22 protein-coding genes and 2 pseudogenes are annotated in these 26,489 nt (G+C 37.5%); 13 read left to right on the top strand and 11 right to left on the bottom strand.

All coding sequences use genetic code 11. From position 1 onward, the window contains the following. Window positions 1-224 precede the first annotated feature (224 nt). Window positions 225-2,729: a PBP1A family penicillin-binding protein gene (locus QE429_RS23015; RefSeq protein WP_307290351.1), complete on the top strand. Its 2,505-nt coding sequence runs from the start codon at window positions 225-227 to the stop codon at window positions 2,727-2,729. Window positions 2,730-2,850: 121 nt separating this feature from the next. Here the strand turns inward: QE429_RS23015 and QE429_RS23010 are convergent, their stop codons facing one another. Continuing rightward, window positions 2,851-3,693: a hypothetical protein gene (locus QE429_RS23010; protein ID WP_307290350.1), complete on the bottom strand. Its 843-nt coding sequence runs from the start codon at window positions 3,691-3,693 to the stop codon at window positions 2,851-2,853. 181 nt (window positions 3,694-3,874) lie between these two features. On the opposite strand from QE429_RS23010, the gene QE429_RS23005 reads away from it, so the two are divergent. Continuing rightward, window positions 3,875-4,375, top strand: a complete 501-nt coding sequence (locus QE429_RS23005; RefSeq protein WP_307290348.1) for a GNAT family N-acetyltransferase — start codon at window positions 3,875-3,877, stop codon at window positions 4,373-4,375. Between the two features lie 320 nt (window positions 4,376-4,695). Here QE429_RS23005 and QE429_RS23000 read toward each other — a convergent pair whose 3' ends face one another. Beyond that, complete coding sequence (locus QE429_RS23000; RefSeq protein ID WP_307290346.1) at window positions 4,696-5,103, bottom strand: DUF4362 domain-containing protein; 408 nt, start codon at window positions 5,101-5,103, stop codon at window positions 4,696-4,698. 157 nt (window positions 5,104-5,260) lie between these two features. Between QE429_RS23000 and QE429_RS22995 the strand changes: the two genes are divergently transcribed. Beyond that, complete coding sequence (locus QE429_RS22995) at window positions 5,261-5,821, top strand: hypothetical protein (protein WP_307290344.1); 561 nt, start codon at window positions 5,261-5,263, stop codon at window positions 5,819-5,821. Between the two features lie 17 nt (window positions 5,822-5,838). Further along, window positions 5,839-6,573, top strand: coding sequence for a hypothetical protein (locus tag QE429_RS22990; protein WP_307290342.1), 735 nt, complete (start codon window positions 5,839-5,841; stop codon window positions 6,571-6,573). A gap of 60 nt (window positions 6,574-6,633) precedes the next feature. Here the strand turns inward: QE429_RS22990 and QE429_RS24505 are convergent. Then, a pseudogene (locus tag QE429_RS24505) lies at window positions 6,634-6,857 on the bottom strand (hypothetical protein); the annotation flags it as partial. 92 nt (window positions 6,858-6,949) lie between these two features. On the opposite strand from QE429_RS24505, the pseudogene QE429_RS22980 reads away from it, so the two are divergent. From QE429_RS22980 to brnQ, 3 genes and pseudogenes are all read left to right on the top strand, one after another. Then, window positions 6,950-7,429 (top strand): annotated as a pseudogene (locus QE429_RS22980) (pyridoxal-dependent decarboxylase); the annotation flags it as partial. Between the two features lie 61 nt (window positions 7,430-7,490). Further along, entirely contained in the window at window positions 7,491-7,721 is a 231-nt protein-coding gene (locus QE429_RS22975) for a hypothetical protein (RefSeq protein ID WP_307290933.1), read from the top strand. A 510-nt stretch (window positions 7,722-8,231) separates the two neighbouring features. Next, entirely contained in the window at window positions 8,232-9,566 is a 1,335-nt protein-coding gene (gene brnQ, locus QE429_RS22970; protein ID WP_307290340.1) for a branched-chain amino acid transport system II carrier protein, read from the top strand. Window positions 9,567-9,709: 143 nt separating this feature from the next. Here the strand turns inward: brnQ and QE429_RS22965 are convergent, their stop codons facing one another. Beyond that, the gene (locus tag QE429_RS22965; protein WP_307290339.1) at window positions 9,710-11,170 is read right to left on the bottom strand and encodes a DNA/RNA non-specific endonuclease; all 1,461 of its coding nucleotides are present in this window, start codon (window positions 11,168-11,170) and stop codon (window positions 9,710-9,712) included. Between the two features lie 519 nt (window positions 11,171-11,689). Here QE429_RS22965 and gad point away from each other — a divergent pair. Continuing rightward, window positions 11,690-13,159 (top strand): glutamate decarboxylase, encoded by a 1,470-nt coding sequence (gad, locus tag QE429_RS22960; RefSeq protein WP_307290338.1) that lies wholly within the window; start codon window positions 11,690-11,692, stop codon window positions 13,157-13,159. A gap of 208 nt (window positions 13,160-13,367) precedes the next feature. Here the strand turns inward: gad and QE429_RS22955 are convergent, their stop codons facing one another. Together QE429_RS22955 and QE429_RS22950 are read right to left on the bottom strand one after the other, a co-directional pair. Next, window positions 13,368-13,835: a phage tail protein gene (locus QE429_RS22955; RefSeq protein WP_307290336.1), complete on the bottom strand. Its 468-nt coding sequence runs from the start codon at window positions 13,833-13,835 to the stop codon at window positions 13,368-13,370. Between the two features lie 14 nt (window positions 13,836-13,849). Further along, window positions 13,850-14,329 (bottom strand): GyrI-like domain-containing protein, encoded by a 480-nt coding sequence (locus tag QE429_RS22950; protein ID WP_307290334.1) that lies wholly within the window; start codon window positions 14,327-14,329, stop codon window positions 13,850-13,852. 109 nt (window positions 14,330-14,438) lie between these two features. Between QE429_RS22950 and QE429_RS22945 the strand changes: the two genes are divergently transcribed. Further along, the gene (locus QE429_RS22945; RefSeq protein ID WP_307290333.1) at window positions 14,439-15,401 is read left to right on the top strand and encodes a helix-turn-helix transcriptional regulator; all 963 of its coding nucleotides are present in this window, start codon (window positions 14,439-14,441) and stop codon (window positions 15,399-15,401) included. A gap of 139 nt (window positions 15,402-15,540) precedes the next feature. Here QE429_RS22945 and kduD read toward each other — a convergent pair whose 3' ends face one another. The 3 genes from kduD to QE429_RS22930 all read right to left on the bottom strand — a co-directional run bounded on the left by kduD (window position 15,541) and on the right by QE429_RS22930 (window position 18,175). After that, on the bottom strand, window positions 15,541-16,302 hold the full coding sequence (kduD, locus tag QE429_RS22940; protein ID WP_307290332.1) for a 2-dehydro-3-deoxy-D-gluconate 5-dehydrogenase KduD: 762 nt from the start codon (window positions 16,300-16,302) through the stop codon (window positions 15,541-15,543). Window positions 16,303-16,318: 16 nt separating this feature from the next. Further along, window positions 16,319-17,341: a zinc-dependent alcohol dehydrogenase gene (locus tag QE429_RS22935; protein WP_307290331.1), complete on the bottom strand. Its 1,023-nt coding sequence runs from the start codon at window positions 17,339-17,341 to the stop codon at window positions 16,319-16,321. A gap of 147 nt (window positions 17,342-17,488) precedes the next feature. Beyond that, window positions 17,489-18,175 carry a GntR family transcriptional regulator gene (locus QE429_RS22930; protein WP_307290330.1) on the bottom strand — a complete coding sequence of 229 codons (687 nt, stop codon included), beginning with the start codon at window positions 18,173-18,175 and terminating at the stop codon, window positions 17,489-17,491. A 314-nt stretch (window positions 18,176-18,489) separates the two neighbouring features. Between QE429_RS22930 and QE429_RS22925 the strand changes: the two genes are divergently transcribed. The 4 genes from QE429_RS22925 (at window position 18,490) to QE429_RS22910 (ending at window position 24,417) form a co-directional block, all read left to right on the top strand. Next, entirely contained in the window at window positions 18,490-19,203 is a 714-nt protein-coding gene (locus QE429_RS22925; protein ID WP_307290328.1) for a GntR family transcriptional regulator, read from the top strand. A gap of 25 nt (window positions 19,204-19,228) precedes the next feature. Further along, window positions 19,229-20,575: a GntP family permease gene (locus QE429_RS22920; RefSeq protein WP_307290326.1), complete on the top strand. Its 1,347-nt coding sequence runs from the start codon at window positions 19,229-19,231 to the stop codon at window positions 20,573-20,575. A gap of 352 nt (window positions 20,576-20,927) precedes the next feature. Then, on the top strand, window positions 20,928-21,404 hold the full coding sequence (locus QE429_RS22915; RefSeq protein WP_307290324.1) for a hypothetical protein: 477 nt from the start codon (window positions 20,928-20,930) through the stop codon (window positions 21,402-21,404). Window positions 21,405-21,603: 199 nt separating this feature from the next. Beyond that, a complete protein-coding gene (locus QE429_RS22910) occupies window positions 21,604-24,417 on the top strand; it encodes a DEAD/DEAH box helicase (protein ID WP_307290323.1) in 2,814 nt (937 codons plus the stop codon). Between the two features lie 19 nt (window positions 24,418-24,436). Here the strand turns inward: QE429_RS22910 and QE429_RS22905 are convergent, their stop codons facing one another. Beyond that, complete coding sequence (locus QE429_RS22905; protein WP_307290321.1) at window positions 24,437-24,835, bottom strand: (deoxy)nucleoside triphosphate pyrophosphohydrolase; 399 nt, start codon at window positions 24,833-24,835, stop codon at window positions 24,437-24,439. Window positions 24,836-25,177: 342 nt separating this feature from the next. Continuing rightward, window positions 25,178-26,260: a nitric oxide synthase oxygenase gene (locus QE429_RS22900; RefSeq protein ID WP_307290319.1), complete on the bottom strand. Its 1,083-nt coding sequence runs from the start codon at window positions 26,258-26,260 to the stop codon at window positions 25,178-25,180. Window positions 26,261-26,489: the final 229 nt, after the last annotated feature.

The raw sequence follows: 26,489 nt of genomic DNA, 5'->3' as shown, positions 1-26,489 counted from the left end.
ATATACTTGTTAATTTTCCAGTTTACTTATTTGATAGAATCAATAGTAGTAGAAGCGTGAAAGGATTTTGAAAGGTAGGAACATGGAATATGTCAGAAAAATATCAGTCTCGTATAGAGCGAAAAAAAATAAACCAAAGAAGTGCAAATCAGAAAAAGAGTAAGAAGCCACAAAAAAGGTCATGGAAAAAATTTCTCTATTTTTGTCTTACCCTAGGAGTAATTATGCTTTTAGCAGGAGTGGGTGCTTTCTTATGGATCATCAAAGATGCTCCGAAGTTCGACGAAACCCTACTGAAAGATCCTTTATCGTCCCAAATATACGCTAGTGATGAGAAAACCGTCATTGCTGAGGTGGGGACGGAAAAAAGGGATAACATAAATATTAATCAGATACCAGATGTGCTTAAAAATGCTGTTATTGCAACGGAGGATTCCAATTTTTATCAGCATCATGGGATTGATGTGAAACGTACACTTGCTGCCATTTGGACAAATATAACAACAGGTTCTTCTCAAGGTGGAAGTACAATCACACAGCAAATTGTGAAAAATTCTTTCTTAACCATTGATAAGACGCCAAAAAGAAAGATTCAAGAATGGTATTTAGCTGTTCAATTTGAAAAAAAGTACAGCAAAGATCAAATTCTTGAAATGTATTTTAATAAAAATTTATATGGCAGTGATGTCTATGGAGTGGCAAAAGCAGCGGAACGATTCTTCGGATTAGGGCCAGATCAGTTAAATCAATTAACATTAGAACAAGCTGCCCTTCTTGCAGGGATTCCACAAAGTCCAAATAACTATATTCCTACTATTGAAGAGAATCTTGAACGGGCAGAAAAACGCAGAAATATGGTTCTTTACTATATGAATAGACATGGCTATATTTCTAAAGAGAAAATGGAACAAGCGCAAAGCACACCAATAGAAGAAACGTTACACATTCAGCAAAAATCATCAAATAAATACCAGGCGTTTGTTGATACTGTGATAAAAGAAGTTCAGGCAAAAACAAATAGGAATATTTTTGAAGATGGACTAAAAATCTATACAACCCTTGATCCAGAGATTCAACAAATTACAGAAGATGTCCTTTCAACCAATAATTATATTAACTATCCAGATAATGATAAATTGCAGTCAGCAATTGTCATTTTAGATACACAAACAGGTGCCATCAAAGCCATTGGTGGCGGAAGAAATTATCAAACGGGTGGATATAACTATGCAACTTCAATTAAACGCCATCCGGGTTCTACGATTAAACCAATTCTTGACTATGGTCCAGCTATTGAAAAATTCAAATGGTCAACGGGGCACATTTTAAAAGATGAGCAGTATCAATACACGAATGGTACCCCTATTCGAAATGCCAATCGTTCCTATGCAGGGGATAAAACTATAAGAGATCACCTAGCCTGGTCACGAAATATACCTGCCTTAAAAGCCTATCAAGAAGTTGGCGCAGATTTCGCCACAAGTTTTGCCAATAGCATTGGATTTCCGATAACAGATAAACAAAAAGCCAATGAATCTAATGCGATAGGGGCCATTGATGCTGCATCACCGTTAATTATGGCGGGAGCTTATGCGGCATTTGGAAATGGTGGTTACTATATTGAACCCTATACTGTTACAAAAATAGTATCTTCAGATGGAACAGAAGAAAATCTAGCATCTGGTAAAAAGAAAGTAATGGAAGATTATACTGCGTTTTTAATCACAGATATGTTACGTACTGTTGTGGATTCAGGAACAGGAAAAATGGCCAATATATCGAACCTTGATTTAGCTGGAAAAACAGGGACTACAAGCTTCGATCAGTCTGCCATCTCGAAATATGGTCTACCAGAAAATGCGACAAGAGATGCTTGGTTTGTAGGCTATACCCCACAATATACGGGGGCGGTTTGGACCGGTTACCCGGAAACTAAATCGTCAGGTGACTATTTAGGAACTAAAAGTGTAGATATCTCTAAGCTAGTGTTTAAAGCTATTCTTTCACGAACAGCTACGAGCACGGAGAAATTTAAACAACCAAGCAGTGTTGAAAGATCAGGCAAGGAGTATTACGTGAAAAGTGGTGAAAAGCCAGCACCACCTAAGCCTAATAGTCCGACAAACGTTCAAGCAAGCTATGATGAAGCATCGGATAATATTCAATTATCATGGGACTACACTAATGAAAATAGTCCGGAAACCACCTTTGAAGTTTCATATACAGTAGATGGACAAACAACCAAATTACCAACAACGAGTGACATGAAAGCCATTCTGCAAAGCCCAGAAAAAGGCAAAGTTTATACATTTACCATTGTTGCGATTTCAGATGGAGCAACAAGTGATGCCGCCACAACTTCAATAACAATTAAGGAAACAAAAGAGCTACCAAGCAGTCCAAGTAATGTAAAAGCTCGATATGATAAAAAGTCTAATAGTATTGAAATTAGTTGGAAAGACAATAAATCCGACAAACAGAATGTTAACTATACCATCACATATACGGTGAACGGTAATACACAAACACTAGCCACCATATCTGGAACCAGTGCAACGTTGAGCAACCCGGAACCAGGTCAAACCTATGTCTTTACTGTAGTAACAACGAACGAGGCAGGTAGTAGCGAACCAGCATCAGTTTCTGTTACGGTTGATAATACGGACGTTGGTGCCGACAATGGGAATAATCAAGATGGGGCAAAGGATCCGAATAAAGTACATCCTTAAGGGAGGAGAATATATTTCATTTTTCGGCTGGAATGTTTGTGGAAATGTGGTTTTTAAAAAGGCGGGTTCTAAAATACTCTTTTAGAACCCGCCTTTTTTACATATGAGAGGTTACATTTCGTTAATCAGGGAAGGAAATTCTTGCTGATTCGTCCTGTAGGTTTAACAGAAGTAATTGTTCTTTAAGAAAGAATTTTAATTCTTGGTTATCAAAAATGAGCCCTTTTGATTGGGCATCGCGTAAAAACACTAATTTGGCTACAGAGGATGAATGCTCAAAGAAAGGTTTCACATCTTTTATAAGTAGTGTCTCTACTCCGTTGAAATTAAATAAGCCTTTAATGATTGATGGCGCTTCATTAATAGAATTGTACACTACGCCAATTCCATCTTCAGTCGGTAAAACAATCTCGTGCTCCCTTTCCTTCTTAACTTCCTGTAAATACTCATATAAAGAATCAATGGGGGCAAGTTGGAAGGATTCACGGACCGTTTTATTTATCTTACTGGCGCTGACATTATTAATATCATCAAATGATGCTTCAAGTTCATCTTTAAGAAGTCTTTCAAAGTCACTCTTACCTGTAGTGATATCAATCATTTCAATGGCACTTGGCCAATAGCACAAAATCCTCATGAAATCATGGAGATTCCTGGCGACAATTTGAACGGGGTGATCAAAATCCATTGGTGAGACACGAACGATATAGGCAGATTCAAGGTCTTTAACTTGTCCAAAATCAGTAAGAAATCCATAATGGATACCGTCCGAACCAGGTCTGGCAAATGGAATAACATCAAGTGGAGTGTTTAAGTACCGTGATTCAAGGCCATCGTATGAAAAATAATTGCCTAATAGAGCCCCATATTCCAACAATCCCTCGTGATCAAGCTGTTCTTGTAATTTTATAATTGTTTCCAATGTTTTAGGAATGGAATATTTTCCGTAGTTTAACTCGATCAAATTGACCATTCTCCCTTCAATCAGCCCAAGACTGCAGAGTTATATTAACTAATTCTAAAGTTGTTCTGCAATTCCTTTGTTTTATTGGAAAAAATAACACTTGATACATAGAAAAACTATGTATATAATAATACATAGAATTATGAGGTATATAATTAAAGGTGAACGGGTGGAATCAAAAATGTTAAGGACAGAGCGATGTGAGTTAAATCCTATTTCTGAACAGGACTATGAATCCATATTGATGTTGTATATGGACGAAGATGTACGTAAGTTCCTTGATGGGACAGTTGATGAGATATCGTTTAGTATAAGATTTCAGATGATGTTAGAGTCCAATCATTATTGGACCGTTAGACTGAAAGAGACGAATGAATTCATTGGCTTAGTGTGCTTAGATACAGGCCATGACCGAATCAACACAGAGATTGGCTATCAATTTTTGCCTGCTTTTTGGGGCAAGGGGTATGCAAAAGAAGTGATCGAGAAGGTTATCGAATATGGCTTTCATTCCCTTGAGTTAACAACCATCGTTGCTGAAACACCAACTCTTAATGAACGGGCCTGCAGGCTGTTAAAAAAAGTGGGGATGAAATTTGAAAAAACACTAAAGAGGTTTGGCAGCGACCGGTCCATGTTTAGTATACAGAAGGGGGCTTGGCATCGGGTAAATTTGGTTTAGGAGTAAAACAAAGTGGAGGTTTTCATTTATTATGAGGACCTCTGATTAGGGTTATTGGAAAAGAAGGAAAAATGGACCGATATCTAAGGGTTAGTGCCACAAACAAGTTCTGAAATAATACTATGTGTAATCGAAATCAGCCCATGTCCTTTAAACCTGCAACAAACCTCTTCTGAAAAAGCAGCACGCTGCGAATAATTTCCATTCGTAACATGCTTCAAGTCTGATGTGATTTAGGATTTTTAAATTATCAGGGGTATGAAGTTTATTTTGTTTCTATTACATTTATTTTACGTTTCATAAATATCTAGTATTTTATTTTAATTCCGTAAAATTAATATTGTATTTTGTCTTTTTGTATTTTTGCATCCCAATAATACATACTCAATTCTATTTTCTTCCTCCTTTATATCTATTGATTTACAGGAGGTCGTATCTATTTTTTGTTCCCCAAACTCATCTCTTGTAGTGTCGATTGTTGAAATTATTTTTTTTCCGTCATACTCGAGATCGTGTATAAGAGGGTCCCCTTCATTTGTATATCTTACAACTCTAATTTTTTGCTTGTTACCTAGTTTTATATTATTTAAAAATTGCTGAAATTTATTAAAATTAGTAATTTCCCCATGTAAATCCACTACATCATCATCGGATGGATTGTAATTCCCACAACCAAATAAAAGGATTGAAATTAAAATCAAACCAATAGTATTTTTTAATATTTTCATATATTCCCCCCTATTTACAAAATTGTATCACTTATATATATAATTTGTCTATTTTTCTAAAAAATGGTAATTTATATAAAAATTAGGAAAAAAGTCCCTATAATAAATTGGTATAAAATGACAAAATTAATATGTTACAAGAAAGGGGAATAGATTCATGACAAAAATTATCAAACTATTATTTGTAACCGTATTAATGTCTTTTGCAACTTCTTTTGCTTCTAGTGCTAAAGCAGATTACCATGCAGGAACAAGGCCGTTCTATGGAGTAAAATACGACTCATCTGTTACAGGTACTAACTTCACATATAACGGTGTTACGTACAGGTACAGAGATATGTATGATAAAGCTAGGGCGGAATGGGAGTATTATGGAATTAGCTTAGGAAGAACAGAACATAGCTTTGCGGATATTTATTACGTTGGTTCTACAAGCGATCCGTCACTACTTGGTAGAGTTTTCCCAGTGAATGGATATGGAGATAATGTTTCTATGGATAGTAATTGGACATATGTGAGGGTATATATATATCACAATGTGATGACAAGTTTTAAAATGAGTGACAAAGAAAGGTTTTCTAATGCCACACACGAAGTGGGCCATACAGTGAAAATGAAACATCCTGTATCTTATACTGGTAGTTCTGTTATGAAACAAGGAATACAGTCTATAGGTACTACAGCTTGGGATATTAATGAATTAGGAAAAAAATGGTAGTTAGGAGGAAGGGATTTATGGGAAGTATCAGAAATAGTTATGCATTTATTACATTATCGTTAGTATTATTAATAGGCGTAGGATATAGTAGTTATTCGAAAGATACTAATTTACCGTACTTAAATAAAAATATAGCTGCCTCATCTCAAAATTTAAAGCCGCAGAAAACTCCAACTGAAAAGGCTATGGGTCAACCATCAAAAAGTGTAGTAGTGGCACAACCTAAATTAAATACGATAAATGTTGAAGGAAATTATTCTCCAATTAATTCAGCAGAACAATTATTTACTGAAGCAGAATTAGTAATTATAGGTAGTCCTAAAATGAATTTTTTAGAGAGAGTACATAGAACAACCTATTCCAATGATCAATCAATAGAAGATTATTATACAGAAACGGTTGTAAATGTAGATAAAATAATTAAATCTCCTTCGGATTTGGATATAACAGTTAACAGTGGTTTTAAACTTATCGAGCCGGCCGTAGGAATTATAGAGGATAGTAATGGAGTAAAATCGAAAATTACTACAGGTCCATATACTGAAATGGAAAAAGATATGAAATATTTAATTTTCCTTATTAAAAACTCAAATGGAGAATATAGTGTAGTATACAACGTTCTTGGTAGGTATAATCTTGATAACAAAGATAAAAATGATATTGGTACTGGAAATTATGATATTGAATATGGTGCATGGAAAGAGAAAAAAATAAACTTTAATAAAAAATTCAAGGAAAAATTTAAATTATAAATAATACATTGATAATTCTACTTACCGTCTCTAAAAAAGGACGGTTTTTTATTTGAATTCCTAGATGAACATTGTAGCATGAATGGTTGTTTTTGCTCTTGTGTAATATTCTCCTTTAATTACAAAAAATGAGCCCGAATTGTTCAAGCTAGTTTTGACTTCTGCCTAGTAAACTTAAACTTATCTTCTAACTCCTTAGGTACCACCATCGCTTCAGAAAGATTAAAACCAACGGCGTTTCATAGGTTATCATCCATATACAGGATGTTGACCTTGAGGCCATCCACATCGGGTTGTGAATGCACTGGAATCATTGGATTACCAAATGCTTTTTTGTAAATAATAAGATGGTTAAACGATATAAAGGAGGACTTGTATACCACAGGATCGAAAAACAGAGGATCATAACAATGCACACGAAGGAAAAGGGGTCATGCCAGATAACTTACAATGTTTACCCCATCACGTGCAAAGGGAGCTGCCTCATGAATTTTCTGTGAATCCTTTGTTTGCCCGTGAAGGAGAATTAGCTGTTCCGCACTTTCAAATGCCTGATGAAGGCATGTTACCCGAAACATCGTATCAAATCGTCCATGATGAAATTGCTCTTGATGGCAATGCCCGCCTGAGTCTTGCAACATTCGTTAGCACATGGATGGAGCCTTCTGCCAAAGATTTATATGCCAAATCATTCGACAAGAACATGATTGACAAGGAAGAATATCCGCAGACTGCCGCAATTGAGGAGCGATGTGTCCGCATACTAGCCAACCTCTGGCATTCGCCCAACCCCCTTACCACGATGGGCATTTCAACAACTGGTTCTTCAGAGGCATGTATGCTCGGGGGACTTGCGTTCTGAAGAGTGCCTGGCACCGAGTCAATATGGTATAGACCTCTCAGGAATCATTTCTCAAATGTATGATGTTTCCATTAATCTTAAGTATATTTCTATTAAAAGGCTAATAGGACGTGAGTATAGGGTGAAAAAAGTAACAGTTAAAGACTTGGTTCAGAAGTTTTCATTGAATGTAATGACCGGGGAAGATCAACTGCAGAAAGTGATAACGCAATCAAGAGTGCATCGACTTGGACTGGAATTTTTGGGTCATATCGACTTTTTCCAACAGAACAAGTTCAAATTTTAGTATTGGATTATTGAATGTGGTTCGCATATACGGCCGCAAAGCTTTCCAAGATGAAACACTAATTGCTCTTGATATTAATTCAACCAGTGAACCTTATCATAAGTAAATGGGTTGTTAGCCAAATGCCTCAATGCCAACAACTTGTTAAGCAAGTGATTGACCGAGGGCTGGGGGATCAGGTTAAGCACCCGATCCAGGCTGATAAATAGAGGTAGAAATTCCCCTTATTGATTCAAAAAATGCGAAAATAGGTGATTTTTTTTTGCATAAGTGGAAAAACTCCCCTTATCTACCCCCGAAATGCGCACGATTCTGCATTTAAGAGGAAAATCTACGCTTATTTTACAATCGCTGGACTATCACTTGTTACTAAATAAGGACAAGATTTCTTTATTCAAGGAAGTTATAAAATCCACATAATAGTATTTTTTCATAATTCAATACTCAATTTAGCGGATATTTGATAGAATTAGTACTTTCATATAACAATATTCAATTGAGGTGAATTGTTTGAATAGATTAACCAGTAAAGAAATCCTGTTAATTAGCTTAATGTTATTTTCAATGTTATTCGGTGCAGGAAATTTAATTTTTCCAGCCTATTTGGGACAGGCTGCTGGAGAAAGTGTGTGGCAAGCAGTTACAGGGTTTATTATTTCTGATGTGGGTCTTACAGTATTAGCTTTTATAGCAATTGCAAAATCAGGAACATTTGAAGCATTAACTAATAGAGTTCATCCTATTTTTGCTTTACTATTCCCCATGGCTATTTATTTATCAATAGGACCTGGACTTGCCATTCCACGTGCAGGCAGTCTTGCCTATGAAATGGGAGTAAAGCCCTTTTTACCAAATGCAATAGAGTCTTCACCTATCGCACTTTTGATTTATACAACTGTATTTTTTAGTATTGTCTTTTGGTTTGCAAAATCGCCATCTAAATTAGTAGACAGATTTGGAAAGATTTTAACACCTTCTTTATTAGTTTTAATCTTGATCGTTTTTATCAAGGCTGTATTTACTGATTTATCTAGCTTTAAAGAAGCTACATTATCTTATAAAGAGAATCCCATCTCTCAAGGATTTTTAGATGGATATCAAACTATGGATTCCATCGGTGCGTTAATTTACGGAATTATATTTACCAATATTTTTAAGAGTAAAAAAATAACCAAGCAATCATTACAAGTAAAATATTTAGCGATATTTGGCCTTATTTGCGGTCTGCTCTTATCTATTTGTTATTTTATTATTGGGTACTTAGGAGCTTCCGCTTCAATGCCAGGAAAAGTAGATAATGGAGCGATCGTTTTAAGTACTGTATTACAGCAATTGTTCGGACAGAGTGGAACAATTGTTTTAGGATTAATTTTTACACTTGCTTGTTTATGTGTTTGTATAGGATTAATCACATCTTGTGCTCAATATTTTTCGAATATTTTCCCGAAATTATCTTATATAAAATGGGCAATCTTTTTATGTGTGATCAGTGGTTTTGTAGCAAATCTTGGTCTCTCTCAAATTTTAAAAGTATCCATCCCAGTGCTGAGCTTAGTGTATCCAATGGCAATTTCATTAATCATTTTAGGTCTAGTACATGAGAGATTACCTTTTAATAACCGCCCCGTATATTTCATGACAATCGGCCTTGTCGGTCTATTTAGCTTAATTGAAATATTCAATTCCACATTTTTAAATGGTTTATATTCAGATTTATTATCAAATGTTCCTTTGCAAAATGAGGGATTCGGCTGGGTGATTCCTGGTTTACTTGGTTTAATAATAGGAAGCATTTTTGAAAAATTAATGGGTAATGAGGAACCGACTGTTAAGAAAGCAGCATAAATACGAATTAAATAGATGTACGTTTATGTACACAAGGTATTAAATAAGAAAGCTAGGTTAGTCTTGTGTGTGACCTACCTAGCTTTTTATACAAATCTACTTTCAATATCTCTCTCTAAAACCTACCAGTCACTTCCTATGAATTAATTCGTAGGACCATTGTCAACATTGGCTTCGATGGTACTTTGGATGTTTGTTGATACAGAAGAAAGGAAGTTATAACCTGTCAAAGACTCGATCGTATCTACGCTTACTCTATAGTAGCCCCAAGGTTGACTAGAAGCTGTTTGGTCATTCGGCATCAACACAGCTATTACCCTAGTAGAAGTTGTTACACGGCTAACATCATTATTCCCATTAGGTAATACGACGATCACCTTCCATGTTTTAGCGGGCACAACAACTCCATTTCCTACAGTCGTCATATATCCATTTGAACCGGTACCCCCACTTCCGTAACCTCCAGAAATAATATACAATTCGTTTCCGGCTGAAACCAGTTTTCGAGAATAGGATTCTAGACTTGCCCAAGTAACCTCGTTGTTTTTAGGAGCTTGAGGAATCATATTGGTCATAAGAAACGTTGCAGAATTGTTATCAACAGAAGCTGTTCGGTCTTCTGAGGGGCACATGTGTCCCCTGTCGAATCCGCTGCCCGAAAATTCAGTGGATGTTACTCGATACCATCCTGTCGGAAGTGCTGTATCCGCACGGAAGTTATCTTGACGCGGAGTGCTTCCAAGATCAGATGAACCTAAATGCCAGCTAACCCAATTCGGCTCGTGTTTGCTATTATTGTATGAAAGAGTATATTGCGGCTTCGTCATTAAATAATTATTAGAATTGGATACATCAGATGTAGCACCACTTGGATTCCCTAATCCCATATTATCATTATCAACGCCTATTGCTGGTTCAGCAGGAGAAGATGAATTTTGAGGATCCGAGTTGCTTGTGATTACCAAGTCATTGGCATTATTATTTGTATCCCAACCATTACCTTGACCTTGAACTGTGCCACTGTTGTTGTCTTTGCGTTCTGCACTTGTCGTATTGGAAAGAGTCCCAACTGGAGTAGTTTCTGAATCGTTGGCAGAACCAAAGCCTACAAAATCCACAACATTTGAATCTGTTGAACCTGAAACCGAGGTAGTGACCTTAGCTAGAGCAACTTTTCCACTACTCGCACTTAAGTTTATGGTACCTGTTACATCAGCAGTCGGTAAATCAACCGTTCCTCCACCACCGCTTGCTTCTTTAATCAAGTAGTATTGATGGGCACCAATGCTTCCTGTTAAATTTGTAATGCTACTGAAAGTACCCGTTCCAGATGCATATTGGACCGTCCACCCGGATAAGTTAACACTGGAATTAGTAGGATTATAGAGTTCAATATAATCATTTTTGTAGGAAGCACCACCATTTCCGCCTCCACCATAAATCTCACTAATCACAATATTTGTTCCTACGGCTGCTTGCGTACGTGGAATAAATACATTCCCTAAAGCAATTACAAACACCAAACACATACTTACAAGGAAGGCTAACTTTCTCTTGCCTCTCTTCGATAAAATGGCTTTTTGTACCGATTTGCTTTCAAACATATAGCAATAACCTCCTACTGAATTTAAGAAACATATGGATAGAAAAATTAGTAAGTCAAGACATGATGAATAGTATAATCGTGATTCTAAGAAGAGGTAGCTTGCTGAAAAGGTATATTGCACAAGGTAAGAAAAAGGTAATAGCTAGGTACATTTTTGAAATTGAGTAAAAAAATATAATTCCATTAATTTAATAAAATATGTTTTACATGAAGAACCTCAACGTGCACCTCCTAAATTTTTTTTGGCCGTTATCCTTCACTATTTCCATCCCACACTCCACACGTCTCGAAGTCAAACAACTAGAGTTTTGTAGTGTGTTTACCTTGCTTAATTTGACAATAGCATAAATCGTATCTAAAGCGATTCAATTTTTAGTAAATTAAATTAACTTCTAATCATTATTTTCAATACTTATGAAAAAAACATTTCGAGTGGTGACAAGGACTGGAATCATTGGTTTATTAAATGCTTTTTTGTAAATAATAGGATGGTTAAACGATAAATAGGAGGACTTGTATGCCACAGGATCGAAAACCAGAAATTCAAAACGATACATATGCAGGAAAAAAGGACTTGCCAGATAACTCACAATGTCTACCGCATCACGTGCAAAGGGAGTTGCCTCACGAATTTTCTGTGAATCCTCTTTTTGCCCGCGAAGGAGAATTAGCTGTTCCGCGCTTTCAAATGCCAGATGAAGGGATGTTACCTGAAACAGCTTATCAAATCGTTCATGATGAAATTGCTCTGGATGGCAATGCCCGCCTGAATCTTGCAACATTCGTTAGCACATGGATGGAGCCTGCTGCAAAAGACTTATATGCCAAATCATTCGACAAGAACATGATTGACAAGGACGAATATCCTCAGACAGCCGCAATTGAGGAGCGGTGTGTCCGCATTCTAGCTAACCTCTGGCATGCTCCCAACCCCCTTACGACGATGGGCGTTTCAACAACTGGTTCTTCTGAGGCATGTATGCTCGGGGGGCTTGCGTTAAAAAGACGCTGGCAAAATGCACGCAAAAAGGAAGGGAAGGAGACGGATCGCCCAAATATAGTGTTCAGTTCCGCTGTTCAGGTTGTCTGGGAAAAATTCGCGAACTATTGGGAGGTCGAACCCCGTTATGTGAAGATTAGCCCAGAGCATCCTTATTTGGATCCTCAGGGAGTTCTCGCTGCCGTGGATGAAAATACGATTGGTGTGGTACCAATTCTTGGTGAGACGTATACAGGGATTTACGAACCAGTTGCTGCGATTGCGAGTGCGCTGGATGATTTGCAGGAAAGGACGGGCCTCGACATTCCCATGCATGTGGATGCGGCTTCGGGAGGATTTATCGCACCGTTTCTTCAACCAGATTTGGTCTGGGATTTTCAATTACCGAGGGTGAAGTCCATCAATGTATCTGGACATAAATATGGACTAGTGTATCCTGGGCTGGGTTGGATTATTTGGCGGGAAGCGGAAGATCTTCCTGAGGACCTCATCTTCCGCGTGTCCTATCTTGGTGGGAACATGCCGACTTTTGCCCTGAATTTCTCTCGTCCTGGTGCGCAAGTGCTCCTGCAATATTACAATTACCTGCGTTTAGGAAAAAGTGGGTACCATGATGTGCAAAGAGCTTCACAGAAAGTCGCTCTTTTTCTTAGCAAGGAGATTCAGGAGATGGCACCGTTCAAACTTTTGTCCGATGGTTCGAATATTCCGGTTTTCGCTTGGCGAATGAAAGATGGATATACATCAAACTGGAATCTTTATGATTTGTCTCGGCAATTGCGTGTGTTTGGTTGGCAAGTACCTGCCTATCCATTACCGCCAGATATGGAAGAGGTGACAATAATGCGCGTGGTGGTTCGAAATGGATTTTCCATGGATCTCGCGCATTTGTTTCTGATGAACCTAAAACAAGCCGTCGCCTTTCTGGACTCCCTGGACGGACCTATGCCACATGATACGAAATGTGACAATGGGTTTCATCACTGAGTGGAGCACTAGAGGAGATCTCAGTAGAGGTCTCCTTCTTTTATTGGCCACGGTTTAATGTATCATTACTCTTTATAACTGAATGTTGATTCAATTTGTTTGAAAAATAAACGGAAAAATTCCGCTTATTTTACTATCTCTGGTTTTATGTTTGTAAAAAAAAAACAGCACCCTCAAATTTGCTGGAGAGGTGCTGTTTTTGCTAAATTTAATATTCACCTTTAATAACAAAATACGAACCCCGAATCGTTCCCGCTAGTTTAGACTTCTGCCTAGCAAACTTAAACTTCCCTTCTAATTCCTTTGGAACTTCCATACCCTCAGAAAGCTTAAAACCAACGGCCCGCTTTGGCTTAGGACCATCAATCGTATACAAGACGTTGACTGAAAGACCATCCTCATAAAAGACGTAGGTCCAATTGATATTTTCCACTTGAAAACGCGACGTTTCTAAAGGTTTTGCTGTAAACTCAATATCACGTTCTTCTTTTAAAATTCGGTTCACATAATCAAGGGTCTCGCAGGACTCGCTAGCTGGAACAACCGTAAATTCATGCTTGTATTTGTTCATAAAGTAACGGGCTTCATTCGCACGTAAACCAGCAAGCGCCTCTGCAACAGGTGAGGAATCTAAACCAACTGTAGACACATTTTTAAAATCAACGATATAAGACAATTCCATCGCTCCTTTTATTTCCTAACAACAGGAATCCACATTTCACCAAATACTAGGTCGTTGCGTTGCCCCATTATAACTGCTGTATTTGGCCCGCCAACATAGGCAACATTCTTTACTTCAGGCAATACTTGACCAAAGGCAATGCCAGTAACCATATTACTTAATTCTTCATTTGTCGCTGCTTCCCCTTTTACAACCAGGTATTCTCCCTTTGGAAATTGGATCATTCTAGTTGCTTCTGGTATTGATGCCTCTGTCATGACGCCAGCATAATGCATCATCTTGTTATTCACTGCTTCATTTACGACAAAAATGTAATCATTTGTGGCTAAGGCTTTTAACTTATCAAGCGTACCATCTTCTTTGACGGCCGACCAAAAGTCTGCCTTTTCCTTGTTAATACCAGCATAGTCAGTGTAGTGGCTCTTAAGCTCTGTTCCGATACCTAAAACGGTGAAGCTGTCTTTTTCTTCTAGGGTATAATCTGCCATATTCAAAACCTTCCTTTTTTTAAAATGAATCAAATGATTGTTTTTTCATCTGATGAGATTATAATAGTCTTTAATTATGTCAAAAAATGATACTGTTTAGGAGAACCCGATGAAAAAAGTGGAACGGATTAATACCATCATGCGGTATATTAACAACCGCGCCAATTTTACCATTTCTGAAATCATGCGAGAATTTAACATCTCTCGCTCGACAGCTATTCGAGATATCAGAGAAATTGAAGCCATGGGGATGCCCCTTGTCGCTGAGGTTGGAAGGGATGGGGGTTACTTTGTCATGAACAACTCTGTCCTTCCAACAGTCCGCTTTACCGATAATGAGATTAAAGCGCTTTTTATTGCCTTTATGGCCACAAGAAATCAACAACTCCCATATCTAAAGAGCCGTCAGTCTTTAGCTGAAAAGTTACTAGGGCTCATCTCAGAGAATCAGCAAGAGGACCTTGTCCATTTAAATCAAATCTTGCTATTTGAAGGTACCAATCCGAATAATCCTGACCTACTTGATCTGTCAGACCTGCCCCATCCTATGTTGGAAAAACTCATCCAACTCCTTCTTCTAGATAGCTATTTATTGATTACCATCAACGAAGAGAAGGGAATAAAGTCTTATCCCATTTATCTCTTGCACCTATATCGTGAAAAAAGCGTTTGGATGATTGAAGGCTTCAACTTAGAGGAAGAAAAGAAACAGATTATTCCTGTCGACAATCTTACCAATGTCGAACCAATCCCTACGAAAAAAAGATTAAGTAAGAAAAAGATTATAGAAAAACTAAGTAAACAGGAAGAAGAGATTAACCTTGTCCTTGAACTTGGTCCAAAAGCGATTGCCCAGTTCAAAAAATACCATCCATTAAAAATTTCAATCTCTTATATGGATCCATACCAAACCACAGCCATTCTAAAGACTTTTATTAATGTTACTAATCCCGAAGAATTGGTCGAAATAACAAATTGGCTACTTTTTCTAGGTGGGGAAATCAAAGTTAAGAAAGTGCCAGAAGAGGTTTTAGAAGGTATACAAGAGAGATTATCTTTATTCTGTCCATAAGCAGTGCCAGTTAAAACCTTGGACAGTTATCCTTTTCGGGTGGTGTTTTTTTATTATCTGCCGAGAATCACAATAAAAAGCATGAGACCGGCACAATTAATTCGCCAGTCTTCATGCTTTGATTAATGCTGCTCATCACTTATCTTCCTAGCCATCCACCATCGACAGCTAATAAATGCCCATGTACATAATTGGAGGCATCTGATGCAAGATACACAACAGTCCCATTAAAATCTTCTGGATTTCCCCAACGTCCTGAGGGGATTCGCTCGAGAATTTGTCGATTACGCGTCTCATCATTAATAAGTGCCGTATTCATGTCTGTTGCAATATAGCCAGGGACAATCGCATTGACATTCACATTATGCTTGGCCCATTCATTCGATAATGCTTTCGTTAACTGGGCCACGCCACCTTTGGCTGCAGCATAAGCTGGAACCGTCAATCCGCCTTGAAAGGAGAGAAGGGATGCCATATTAATGATTTTTCCTTTTCCATTTGGAACCATATAGCGGCCAGCTTGCTGACATAGGATCCAAACTGTCTTTAAATTGACATTGATCACATCATCCCAATCCTGTTCTGAGAAATCTACTGAAGGTGACCGGCGTTGGATGCCTGCATTATTAACTAAAATATCAATTTTGCCAAAATGTGAAACCACATGAGGAATGGCAGCTTTTACTTGTTCGACATTTTCCAAATCACAAGGAACAATCAAGCATTTTCTACCTAATGCTTCGATTTCTTCCTTAACATCAGATTGTTCAGGGGAACGTTGAAGGAGGGCAATATCTGCACCCGCTTCCGCTAAAGAGAGAGCTATTGAACGTCCAATTCCTCTAGTAGCTCCCGTGATAGCTGCAACTTTTCCGTCTAGTTTAAATAATTCGAGTACCATCTTTGCTCCTCCTTCATCAATTAGGCTGAAATAATATTTTTAAAGAAACATCTGGATTCTCCATTAACTTAAAGCCTTCTTCAATCTTCTCTAGCGGTAACTCATGAGAAATAAATGGAGAAACATCAATCTTTCCACTTGCCATTAGTTGAATAGCAGTTTTAAAATCACTGCCACTATAACATCGTGTAGTTGCGATCGATATTTCTTTAAAGTGCATTCCTGCTAGATTGATAGCCGGTGCTTGTTTGTATACGCTAACGACCATAATTTGTCCTTGGATTCTGCACACTTCAACCATTTGTTGAGCCGTAATTTGTGTACCAGCCACTTCAAAAACAATATCTGCCCCAATTCCATTTGTTAGCGATAAAACTTTTTCCGTAACATCTACTGCTTTAGCATCCATTGCGGTAAAACCTAGTTCTCTTGCTTTTTCCAATCGGTAAGGACTAATATCGGAAACGATGATTTGGTTGGCCCCAGCCTGTTTCGCCATTAGGCCAATGAGTAAACCAATGGGGCCTGCACCTAAAATGACAACATCATCGCCTACCTTCAGATTGGAGCGTCTTACAGTGTGAACAGCCACTGCTACAGGTTCCGCTAAGGCTGCGTGGGCATCTGATAATCCCTCAGGAATCACATGAAGTCGATGTAGAGGAACTGCCGCGTATTCTGCAAACCCACCATGCATATCGATACCAATGAGCTTTAATGTTTTACAAACATGAGATTGTCCAGATGCACAGGCTTCACACGTTCCGCAGCTAAGAGTTGGTTCAATAACCACGCGGTCTCCAACTGAAAATGCTGACTCTCCGTTCAATTCTTCAATGACACCGCTAAACTCATGGCCCATTGCAAGTGGTGCTTTTGCACGAGGGTGTTTTCCTGAATAAATCATCATATCCGTTCCACAAATCCCAGCGTAGGAGACGCGAATAAGGGCTTCACCTTGATTTAAAGTTGGTTTATCTAGCTCCCCAACCATTACTTTTTTTTCAGAAAGATATAAACCCGCCTTCATAACTGCCATTCTTATAACCTCCAATTTTTAGTTGTCTACCTGTCGACAAGACGAGCAAAAGGATATTAACCTTAAATTATTATGTTGTCTACTTGTCGACAAGTAGAATAAAAAGGATCATCATCTCTTATTTAAAAAGATGTTAACCTTCAATTATTACTCATGGTTCCTTTTTAACAGGGTTTCACTAACAGTTTTACGAGTATCTTTAAAATGTTCATGAATTAGTTCTTCAATTAGCTGAAAATCTTTTGAAACTAGTGCTTTGACAATTAATCGGTGTTTCTCAATGAGAGGTTCTATTTCATGTGTTTTTCCTACAAATCGTTCTCCGGTTGCTACTAGTAGAGCGGTTAAAACGATTTCCCGTATACTATTCCATAAATGTGAAATTCTTGTATGGTTGATTCCCAAAATCATTTCTTCATGGAAACATAGGTCTTGATAAGAAAATTCAATAATGTCTTGGTGCTTCCCCGCTAGTTCCATCTTGTCGATAATCTTAGTAAGGGTTTCTACTAATGGCTTATTATCAATCTCAGCCAGACGTTGTAATACAAAGCTTTCAATCATAAAACGAACATCGTTTAGTTCATCTATATCCTTTGATGTTAAGCCTAATACCACAGCACCCATCCTTTCTAAACGGATCAACCCTTCACCAGCAAGCGTTCTCAAAGCCTCTCTGACTGGTGATCGACTAGTCCCGAATTCAGATGCTATCTGATTCTCAGATAATAGTGCTCCCGTAGGAATGGTGCCATTAATAATTTTTAATCTTAACTCACTTACGATTATTTCTCCAAGTGAGGCTCTTTGTAGCCATGATGATGGATACTGCATTCTTTTCAACTCTCCCTATAAGTCTACGCGAAAAAAGTTTTCTTCTTATCAGTTAGGAAAAAATCCAAAATGGAAATAAAACCTCAAGATACATTTGAAAAGGTATTCTGTCGTGTACTTGTATACAAGCATAAGTTTAATGAATATCGATAATTCTGTCAACGAGAATGAAAGCGTTATATTTAAAATCGTAGGGGAGTGGATTAGGGATTCTTATATAAATCTAAAATAATATAAAAGCGCTTGCATTTTGAATAATCTGCATTATAATACTTGTATACATGTATGTTACTTTTTGAAAAGGAGGTAAATTCTTGCCAGAATCTAAGAAATTGCTATATCCCACAAAATGGCTATCAAAGGCTTCTACTGGTGAGCGTGTGACTTGCGAGCTTAGAATGCAAATTATTTCAGGTTTAATTGAAAGCGGTACCATCTTATCGGAAAATAAATTAGCAGAAGAATATAATGTAAGTCGTTCACCCATTCGTGAAGCATTAAAAATACTAGCCTCTGAAAATATGATTCGATTAGAAAGAATGGGAGCAGTTGTTGTTGGCTTAACAAAGAAAGAAATCGAAGAAATCTATGATGTACGTTTGCTAATCGAAACCTTTGTTTTTGAACGGCTTGTAAAAATAGATACTACAGGGTTAGTAAAAGAACTTAGTAAAATACTTGAAATGATGAAAATTGCCATAAAATACAAAGATGCCGATGAGTTTTCATTTCAAGATGTCCTATTCCATGAAACGATTATTCGTTCCATTGATCATTCCTACATTTCGCTGATATGGAATAATGCAAAACCTGTTATGGAAAGTTTAATTCTATTATCGATGCGAGCCCGTCTCGAAGAAAAATATGATGATTTTGAACGGATTGTGGAAAATCATCAGCTTTATATCGATGCGATCAATACAAAAAATAGAGACCTAATGATCAAGTCATTGCATCAAAATTTTGACGATGTTCAAGGTAAAGTAGAAGACCTTTGGATGTCACAGCAAATGTTAGCTAGAGAATAAAAACTTAATTTTAGGGGGAAAGAGGATGCCATTAGTAATAGTAGCAATTGGTATTATAGCATTACTTATTTTAATTATGGGTTTAAGATTAAACACGTTCGTTTCACTGATCATTGTCTCATTCGGAGTGGCCATTGCGCTTGGAATGAAATTAGATGAAATCATCGCAACCATTGAAGCAGGTTTAGGTGGAACACTTGGACATATAGCCTTGATCTTCGGTCTTGGTGCCATGCTGGGTAAATTAATTGCAGATTCAGGTGGCGCGCAGCGCATTGCGATGACTCTCGTGAATAAATTTGGTGAAAAGAATATTCAGTGGGCTGTAGTGGCTGCTTCATTCATTATCGGTATTGCTTTATTCTTTGAAGTAGGATTAGTTTTATTGATTCCAATCGTATTTGCCATTTCAAAACAATTAAGAGTGTCAATTCTATATCTTGGTATTCCAATGGGAGCCGCTTTATCTGTAACACACGGATTTTTACCGCCGCATCCAGGACCAACTACCATTGCAGGTGAATTTGGTGCGGATCTTGGTCAAGTATTACTTTACGGTTTTATTATTTCTGTTCCAACTGTCATTATCGCTGGACCTGTATTTACAAAGATAGCTAAAAAGTTGGTTCCTGCATCATTTTCAAAGACTGGTAACATTGCCTCTTTAGGTGAGATCAAAACGTTTAAACTTGAAGACACACCTGGATTTGGAATCAGTGTATTTACCGCTATGCTTCCTGTTATTCTAATGTCGATTGCTACTATTATTACATTACTTCAAAAAACAATGGGGTTTGCAGATAATACGCTACTAGCTATTATCCGTTTTGTTGGTGGCGCTTCCCCAGCAATGGTAATCTCCTTATTAGTTGCTATCTATACAATGGGATTGGCAAGAAAGATCCCAATCAAAACAGTAATGGACTCTTGTTCAGAAGCGATTTCACACATTGGCATGATGCTTTTAATCATTGGAGGCGGTGGTGCCTTCAAACAAGTATTAATCAATGGTCATGTAGGTGATTATGTAGCGGAATTATTTAAAGGAACAAACATTTCACCGATTCTACTAGCATGGATCATTGCAGCCATCTTACGTATTTCATTAGGTTCTGCAACTGTTGCAGCCTTAACAACTGCTGGTTTAGTAATTCCTATGTTGGGTCAAACCGATGTAAACCTAGCTTTAGTTGTACTAGCAACCGGAGCAGGAAGCTTGATTGCCTCACACGTGAACGATGCTGGTTTCTGGATGTTCAAAGAGTATTTTGGTTTAAGTATGAAAGAAACATTTGCCACTTGGACATTACTTGAGACGATCATTTCGGTAGCTGGATTAGGATTTGTTCTATTACTAAGTTTGTTTGTATAAACTCACGTTCAGTGACCCCCGCTTTATTGAAGTGGGGGCTTTTTATTGAATAAGGTGATAAGTGTTTAAGGGTAAAAACAGAAGGGAGGTTCTCAGCTAGTATGAGGACCTCCCTTTGTGTTATTGGTATAAGAATTTGATCAACGATGGGCTTATCTTCCATTTGACTTCACAGAGGTGTAAGCCTAAATATTATTAGCATTCTTCGCATAATCCTTGTGCAAACCCACTAATGCTTGCTAGATTTCCTTGGTTTACAACGAATTGTGTTTTTTCGATGGGGACCTGTCCAAACTTTTGTTTGGCAGATTCATAGACTGTAATTATCTTTGAAAAGAAAGGTTGTGAAAAAATGAGTAAAGATAAGAAATCTACTTCTAAATGTGCATGTGGATTATTACACCAGTTTGTAGTGGGGACTAACGCAGACCCGCTTCCTGAATTGCCGTCCAAGGGAGGAGCAGGTTTTACGACTCTTTCAACATTAACTATAGCTATCGACGATCCTTTGGACACAGTAAGATTTATAGCAACAATCGAAGCTAATAACCTGGGATCATCAGTTGAGGGCCCACTAGCACAGAGACTCGAATATCAAATTAGACGAGTTGCACCGGCAGGGCTGATAATTAATGTTCTAGATACAAATATTGACTTTGTAACAACTACCTTCACTGCTTTCGATAGACCTGGTGTGGGATTTTTCACTTATGTTTTAGAAGGAAAAGTTAGTGGATCCAACACTGGCAACGATAGTAATGAGGAGATAATTGACGTAGTCTTTACCGCTGAGGAAATCGAGAATAACATCCCTTGCAAAATGGAATAAGTAACGCATAACAATAACAGCTGTTTCAGTTCTGCTCTTGACACTTTTAACTTCCAATAAATATATTTTTAGTAAGATCCTTTACTCAATAGGAAAGTAGAGGATCTTTTTATTTACCCCCAGATATTGTACAATTTCCATATATCCAATAAATAACAATATCTTGGTTCATATCAGATATAGAGTCAGGGGAAATCCAATGGAAGCGGTAGAAAAGAAGCTAATCGTGAACTCCGACAAGGGGAATCTATTAAGAGAATTAGTGAAATCGATGAGCGAGTGTGAACGGTTTTACTTTAGTGTGGCATTTATTAATTTTAGCGGGCTGCAGCTTCTTCTTGACCCTTTGAAGGAAGCTGAAAAAAAGGGGATCACGGGTAAGATCATTACTTCCACATATCTTAATTTTACAGATGCAAAAGCACTAGAAAAAATAAGAGAGTTTAATAATGTTGATTTAAAGGTTTTTGTTACGGATAAAGAGATTGGATTCCATACGAAGGCATACATATTTGAGTATAAAGACAGCTATAAGGTGATTATAGGGTCATCGAATATCACTCAAAGTGCGCTGAAAAGCAATATTGAGTGGAATGTTGAAATCATTACAAAAGAGGATGGTCGGTTTATACAAGATGTTTTACAGGAATACGATTATCTATGGAATATAAGTGAGGATGCAGACTCTGATTTTATTAGTAGATATGAAGAATTTCTTAAAAGCTTTAAGAGTACGCAGATGACACACCAAATAATCTACGAGAATAAACAATATATCGTTCCAAATAGAATGCAAAAGCGTGCTACAGAGAATTTAGATCGCCTTAGAAGTTTTGGAGAGAAAAAAGCACTTGTCATTGCCGCTACCGGAACAGGTAAGACGTATATGTCTGCATTTGATGTGAAGAACGTGAAGCCTAAGAAGCTATTATTCATTGTGCATAGGGAAGAGATTTTGAAAAAAGCAAAAGATACATTTGAAAAGCTCTTGCCTAATGATGGTCTTTCATTTGGGCTTCTTACAGGTAATCATAAGCAAAAACATGTGGATTACGTGTTTGCTACAATCCAAACGATTTCTAAATGCTTTCATGAATTTGAAAAAGATGAGTTTGAATATCTAATCATCGACGAAGCTCATCACGCAACAAGTCCCACCTATCAAACCGTACTAAACTATTTTGAGCCCAAGTTTACTTTAGGTATGACGGCTACTCCAGAACGTAGTGACGGATATAATGTTTTTGACCTTTTTGATAATAATGTGGCATTAGAAGTGCGATTGCATGAGGCGTTAGAGGACGAGTTGGTTATTCCATTCCACTACTTCGGTATCACAGATATAGATGGAATTGATTTAAGTGATGTGGATATTGACGATATTGGTGAGATCACAAAGCGATTAAAGGTTAATGAGCGGGTCGATTTTATTATTGAAAAAATGGACTTCTATGGTCATGATGGTGAGAAAAGGAAAGGCCTTGGTTTCTGTGTGAGTATCGAACATGCACAGTATATGGCCAGTGAATTTAATAAAAGAGGTTATAAAAGCGTTTGCTTATATGGAGCCGATTCACCAGAAACCCGGGAGCGATATATTAATCGCTTAGAGAGTGACCATGACGAATTAGAATTTATTTTTACAGTAGACATATTTAATGAAGGTGTAGATATACCTTCTGTTAACTCTGTTCTAATGTTAAGACCAACCAACTCTCCAATTGTATTTATTCAACAGCTCGGTCGGGGTTTACGTAAGCATGCCAACAAAAGCTTCTTAACGGTCCTTGATTTCATTGGTAATCATAATAAAACGTTTCTTATTGCCTTAGCACTTAACGGAAGTCGTTATTACGATAAAGAAAGTTTGAAAGTTGCCATTGCTACCGGCTTTGCGAATATTCCCGGGTGTACTCATATCCAAATGGATAAAATATCGCAGGAAAGAATTTTGGCTCAGATTGATAATGAGAACTTCAATTCTATGAAGTATTTGAAGGAAGAGTATTTTGAGTTTAAAAAGCTCAACCAGGGGCGGATTCCATATTTACTATTAGATTATCTGAAGTATGATGGTGCACCTGATCCCGTGAAATTCATTGATCGAGAAAAAATATATTTATCCTTTGTAGCGAAAGTTGAGAAGGATGACTATTTAAAGGGACTTTTACAGAACGAACAATTCGAGTCAACCTTGAAAGAGTTATCAAGTAAGCTTCCACTTAAAAGGATTTATGAGTTTGTTATTATTCGCTATTTGTTAGATCACGAAGAAATGAATCTAGAAGTAGCCAAGCATCAAATCTTAAAGATGGTTACTCATGTTGATGACGATAGTGTGCTTCATGCTTTTGAGTGCTTGAATCAGAACTACTATGACAGTGGCCAGCTTAAGAATAAGCCTAAACTTGTTCAATATAGCGATGGGAAAGTAGTTAAGACGAGCCTGTTTAATGGGCTACTAAGCAATCAGGATTATCGGAAGTTTATTGAAGATATCATCACATATGGAATTTTCCGTTATGAAAAAGAGTTTAAGTCAGAATACTATGGTGTGCCACATTTTAAACTGTATGAACAATATCCAATGATTGATGCAGCATTACTCTCTAATTATCGTAAGATCCATAGTTCCTTTAGAGGTTCAGGGTTGCTTGCTAATGGAAAAGAATACTTTCTTTTTATAGACTTGCATAAGGAAGAGGATGTAAAGGAAAGTATTAACTACAAAGATAAGTTTATAAACGAGAGCTACTTCCAGTGGCAGTCACAAAATAGTACGACACAACAATCTGATAGAGGTCAAAATATCATCCGCAATAAGGCGCGTGGAGTAAATCTTCATTTATTTGTGAGGAAGTATAGAGAAATAGATGGGAAAAATGAGCCTTTTATTTATATTGGAAAAGGAGACACAGTCCAGTACGAAGGCGAGAAACCGATTACGGTAAAAATTAAACTAGAGCATGAAATACCTGCCACCTTATATACCGAGTTCACTAAAAAAGTGTAGTCTTCTCATTTCGAGAAGACTATTTTTCGTTAATTAGTTGTTCTACTGCAGGAATGTCAGCCGGTGCCCACTTTAACGAGTCTAGATTTTCTCTTTTTAGCCAAATAAGCTTGGAGTGTTCACTAGGGGTTGGCGTCCCTTCAATAACCCTACATTTGATGGAGATTAAATTAATAATAAATGTTTCGTATTCATGGGTGTTGTTGTTAAACACTTCTTTAAAGGTCTCAATTTTGCAATCTAACTCTTCTTGGATTTCTCTTTCTAGCGCTGAGTATATATCCTCATTAGCTTCCACTTTTCCTCCTGGAAACTCCCACATGTTTGGAATAGCCATTATTGGGGACCTAAGCGCACAAAGAATTTCGTTTTGATCATTTTCAATGATTGCTGCTACAACTTTTACGAGTTTTTTCAAGATAATCCTCCTAAGAAGTAATTTACTAGTCACTATAATAACACTTTTATGAATTAGGGATAAACAGGAAGTCCCTTTTTCAGATATTGAGAGCTAAAAAACTAATCAAACGTTTGATTAAAACTCTGGAGCCCTTGGTGCATAAGGGATAGAGAAACTAATTAAACGTTTGATTAAAAGTTGCCTATACAAGTGGGTGTCTTTGAAAAAACTAATCAAACGTTTGATTAAATTGCAAGAAACCTTGATATATAAAGGGTGAAAACATCCCAATGTAAGTATATAAAAAGCAACCTTAAATGGAGCCGAACATCAGGGCTGTTTAAGGTTGCTTTTTATTCGTCACTCATACGGTTTGGTTTGATAAAAATAGTTAGGTTTTACAATCTCATTAGCATAATGGTTATGGAAAATGTGGGTAGCTGCAGGTGCTAAAGGTGGAATGAGCCACGTCCAGTCCCCGGTCACGTCCCGACCGTTTTCCATTTCTTTTTCCTCGAATAATTTAAACTGTTGTGCAGCGGTATGATGGTCGACAATGCTAACCCCGTCTTCCTTATAGGAATGTAAGACAGCCGTATTCAACTCTAATAGTGCCCGGTCCTTCCATAAAGAGATATTACTTCTAATATCTAGTCCCATTAATGAACCGATTTGGGGCAACAGGTTATATCGGAACTCATCAGCTAAGTTTCGTGCACCTATCTCCGTGCCCATGTACCATCCGTTAAAGGGAGCAGCGGTATAAGTAATGCCGCCGATTTCAAGGCACATCTCAGAAATCATAGGGACGGCGTACCATTTTAATTGTAAGTCCTCGAACCACTCGTATTGCGGATGGCGGATAGGAACTTCGAGTATTAGGTGTTCTGGTATTTCAAATAACTGCGGAGTGTGTTCGTTCACTTGAACGACTAACGGTAAGACATCAAATTTTCCATACTTCGGTTCCCATCCAAGGTTGATACAAATCTCTGTAAAGTCTACAGAACCTGGGTCCCCAATAACGCCTTGTTCGGTCCTATATCCTGCGTAACGAATTAATTGATGATTCCAAATGCGTATCTTCTTATTTCGGTATGCCTGTGAAAAAATCGTGATCGTGGGTCTAATACGGCCATCATTGGTTGCGAAATCCATATGTTCAAAAAGGGCATCGCGAATGTCTTCTTCTGTATGTAAATGTCTCTTATCAATGACGGTTAAATGATTCCAAAATAATCTACCGATACATCGGTTACTATTGCGCCAAGCTACTTTTGCTCCGAATTCCAGTTCCGCTGTGGTATGTTCATAATACCCATGCTGATCTATCTGCTGGGTAACCTCAATTAGGCGATCTTCTAGCTCCTCCGCCGATTTATTTGCCTCATTGTAAAAAGAACGAACAAACTCTGTTGCTTCCTTAAGTAATTCCGTGTTCAAGGTGAATCCTCCTAGAATGATGATTTCCTTATCATATCACAATGCTGTTTTTGTAATTGTGAACATATGGTGAAAAACTAATCAAACGTTTGATTAAAACCTTGGAATCCTTGGTAAGTAAGAGTGTTCCTGGCGCCTGCTTTTTTTGAGAAGTCGAGAGCGTTGGAAACGGGCTTTTTTGACGAAAAGTTTTATTGACAAACGACACTATTCGGTAATACTATATACT

Origin of the sequence: Bacillus sp. SORGH_AS_0510 (assembly GCF_030818775.1) — a bacterium.
Taxonomy (GTDB): domain Bacteria; phylum Bacillota; class Bacilli; order Bacillales; family Cytobacillaceae; genus Neobacillus.
Note: the sequence above shows the minus strand (reverse complement) of the source record. Positions and strands in the feature narration are given on the sequence as shown.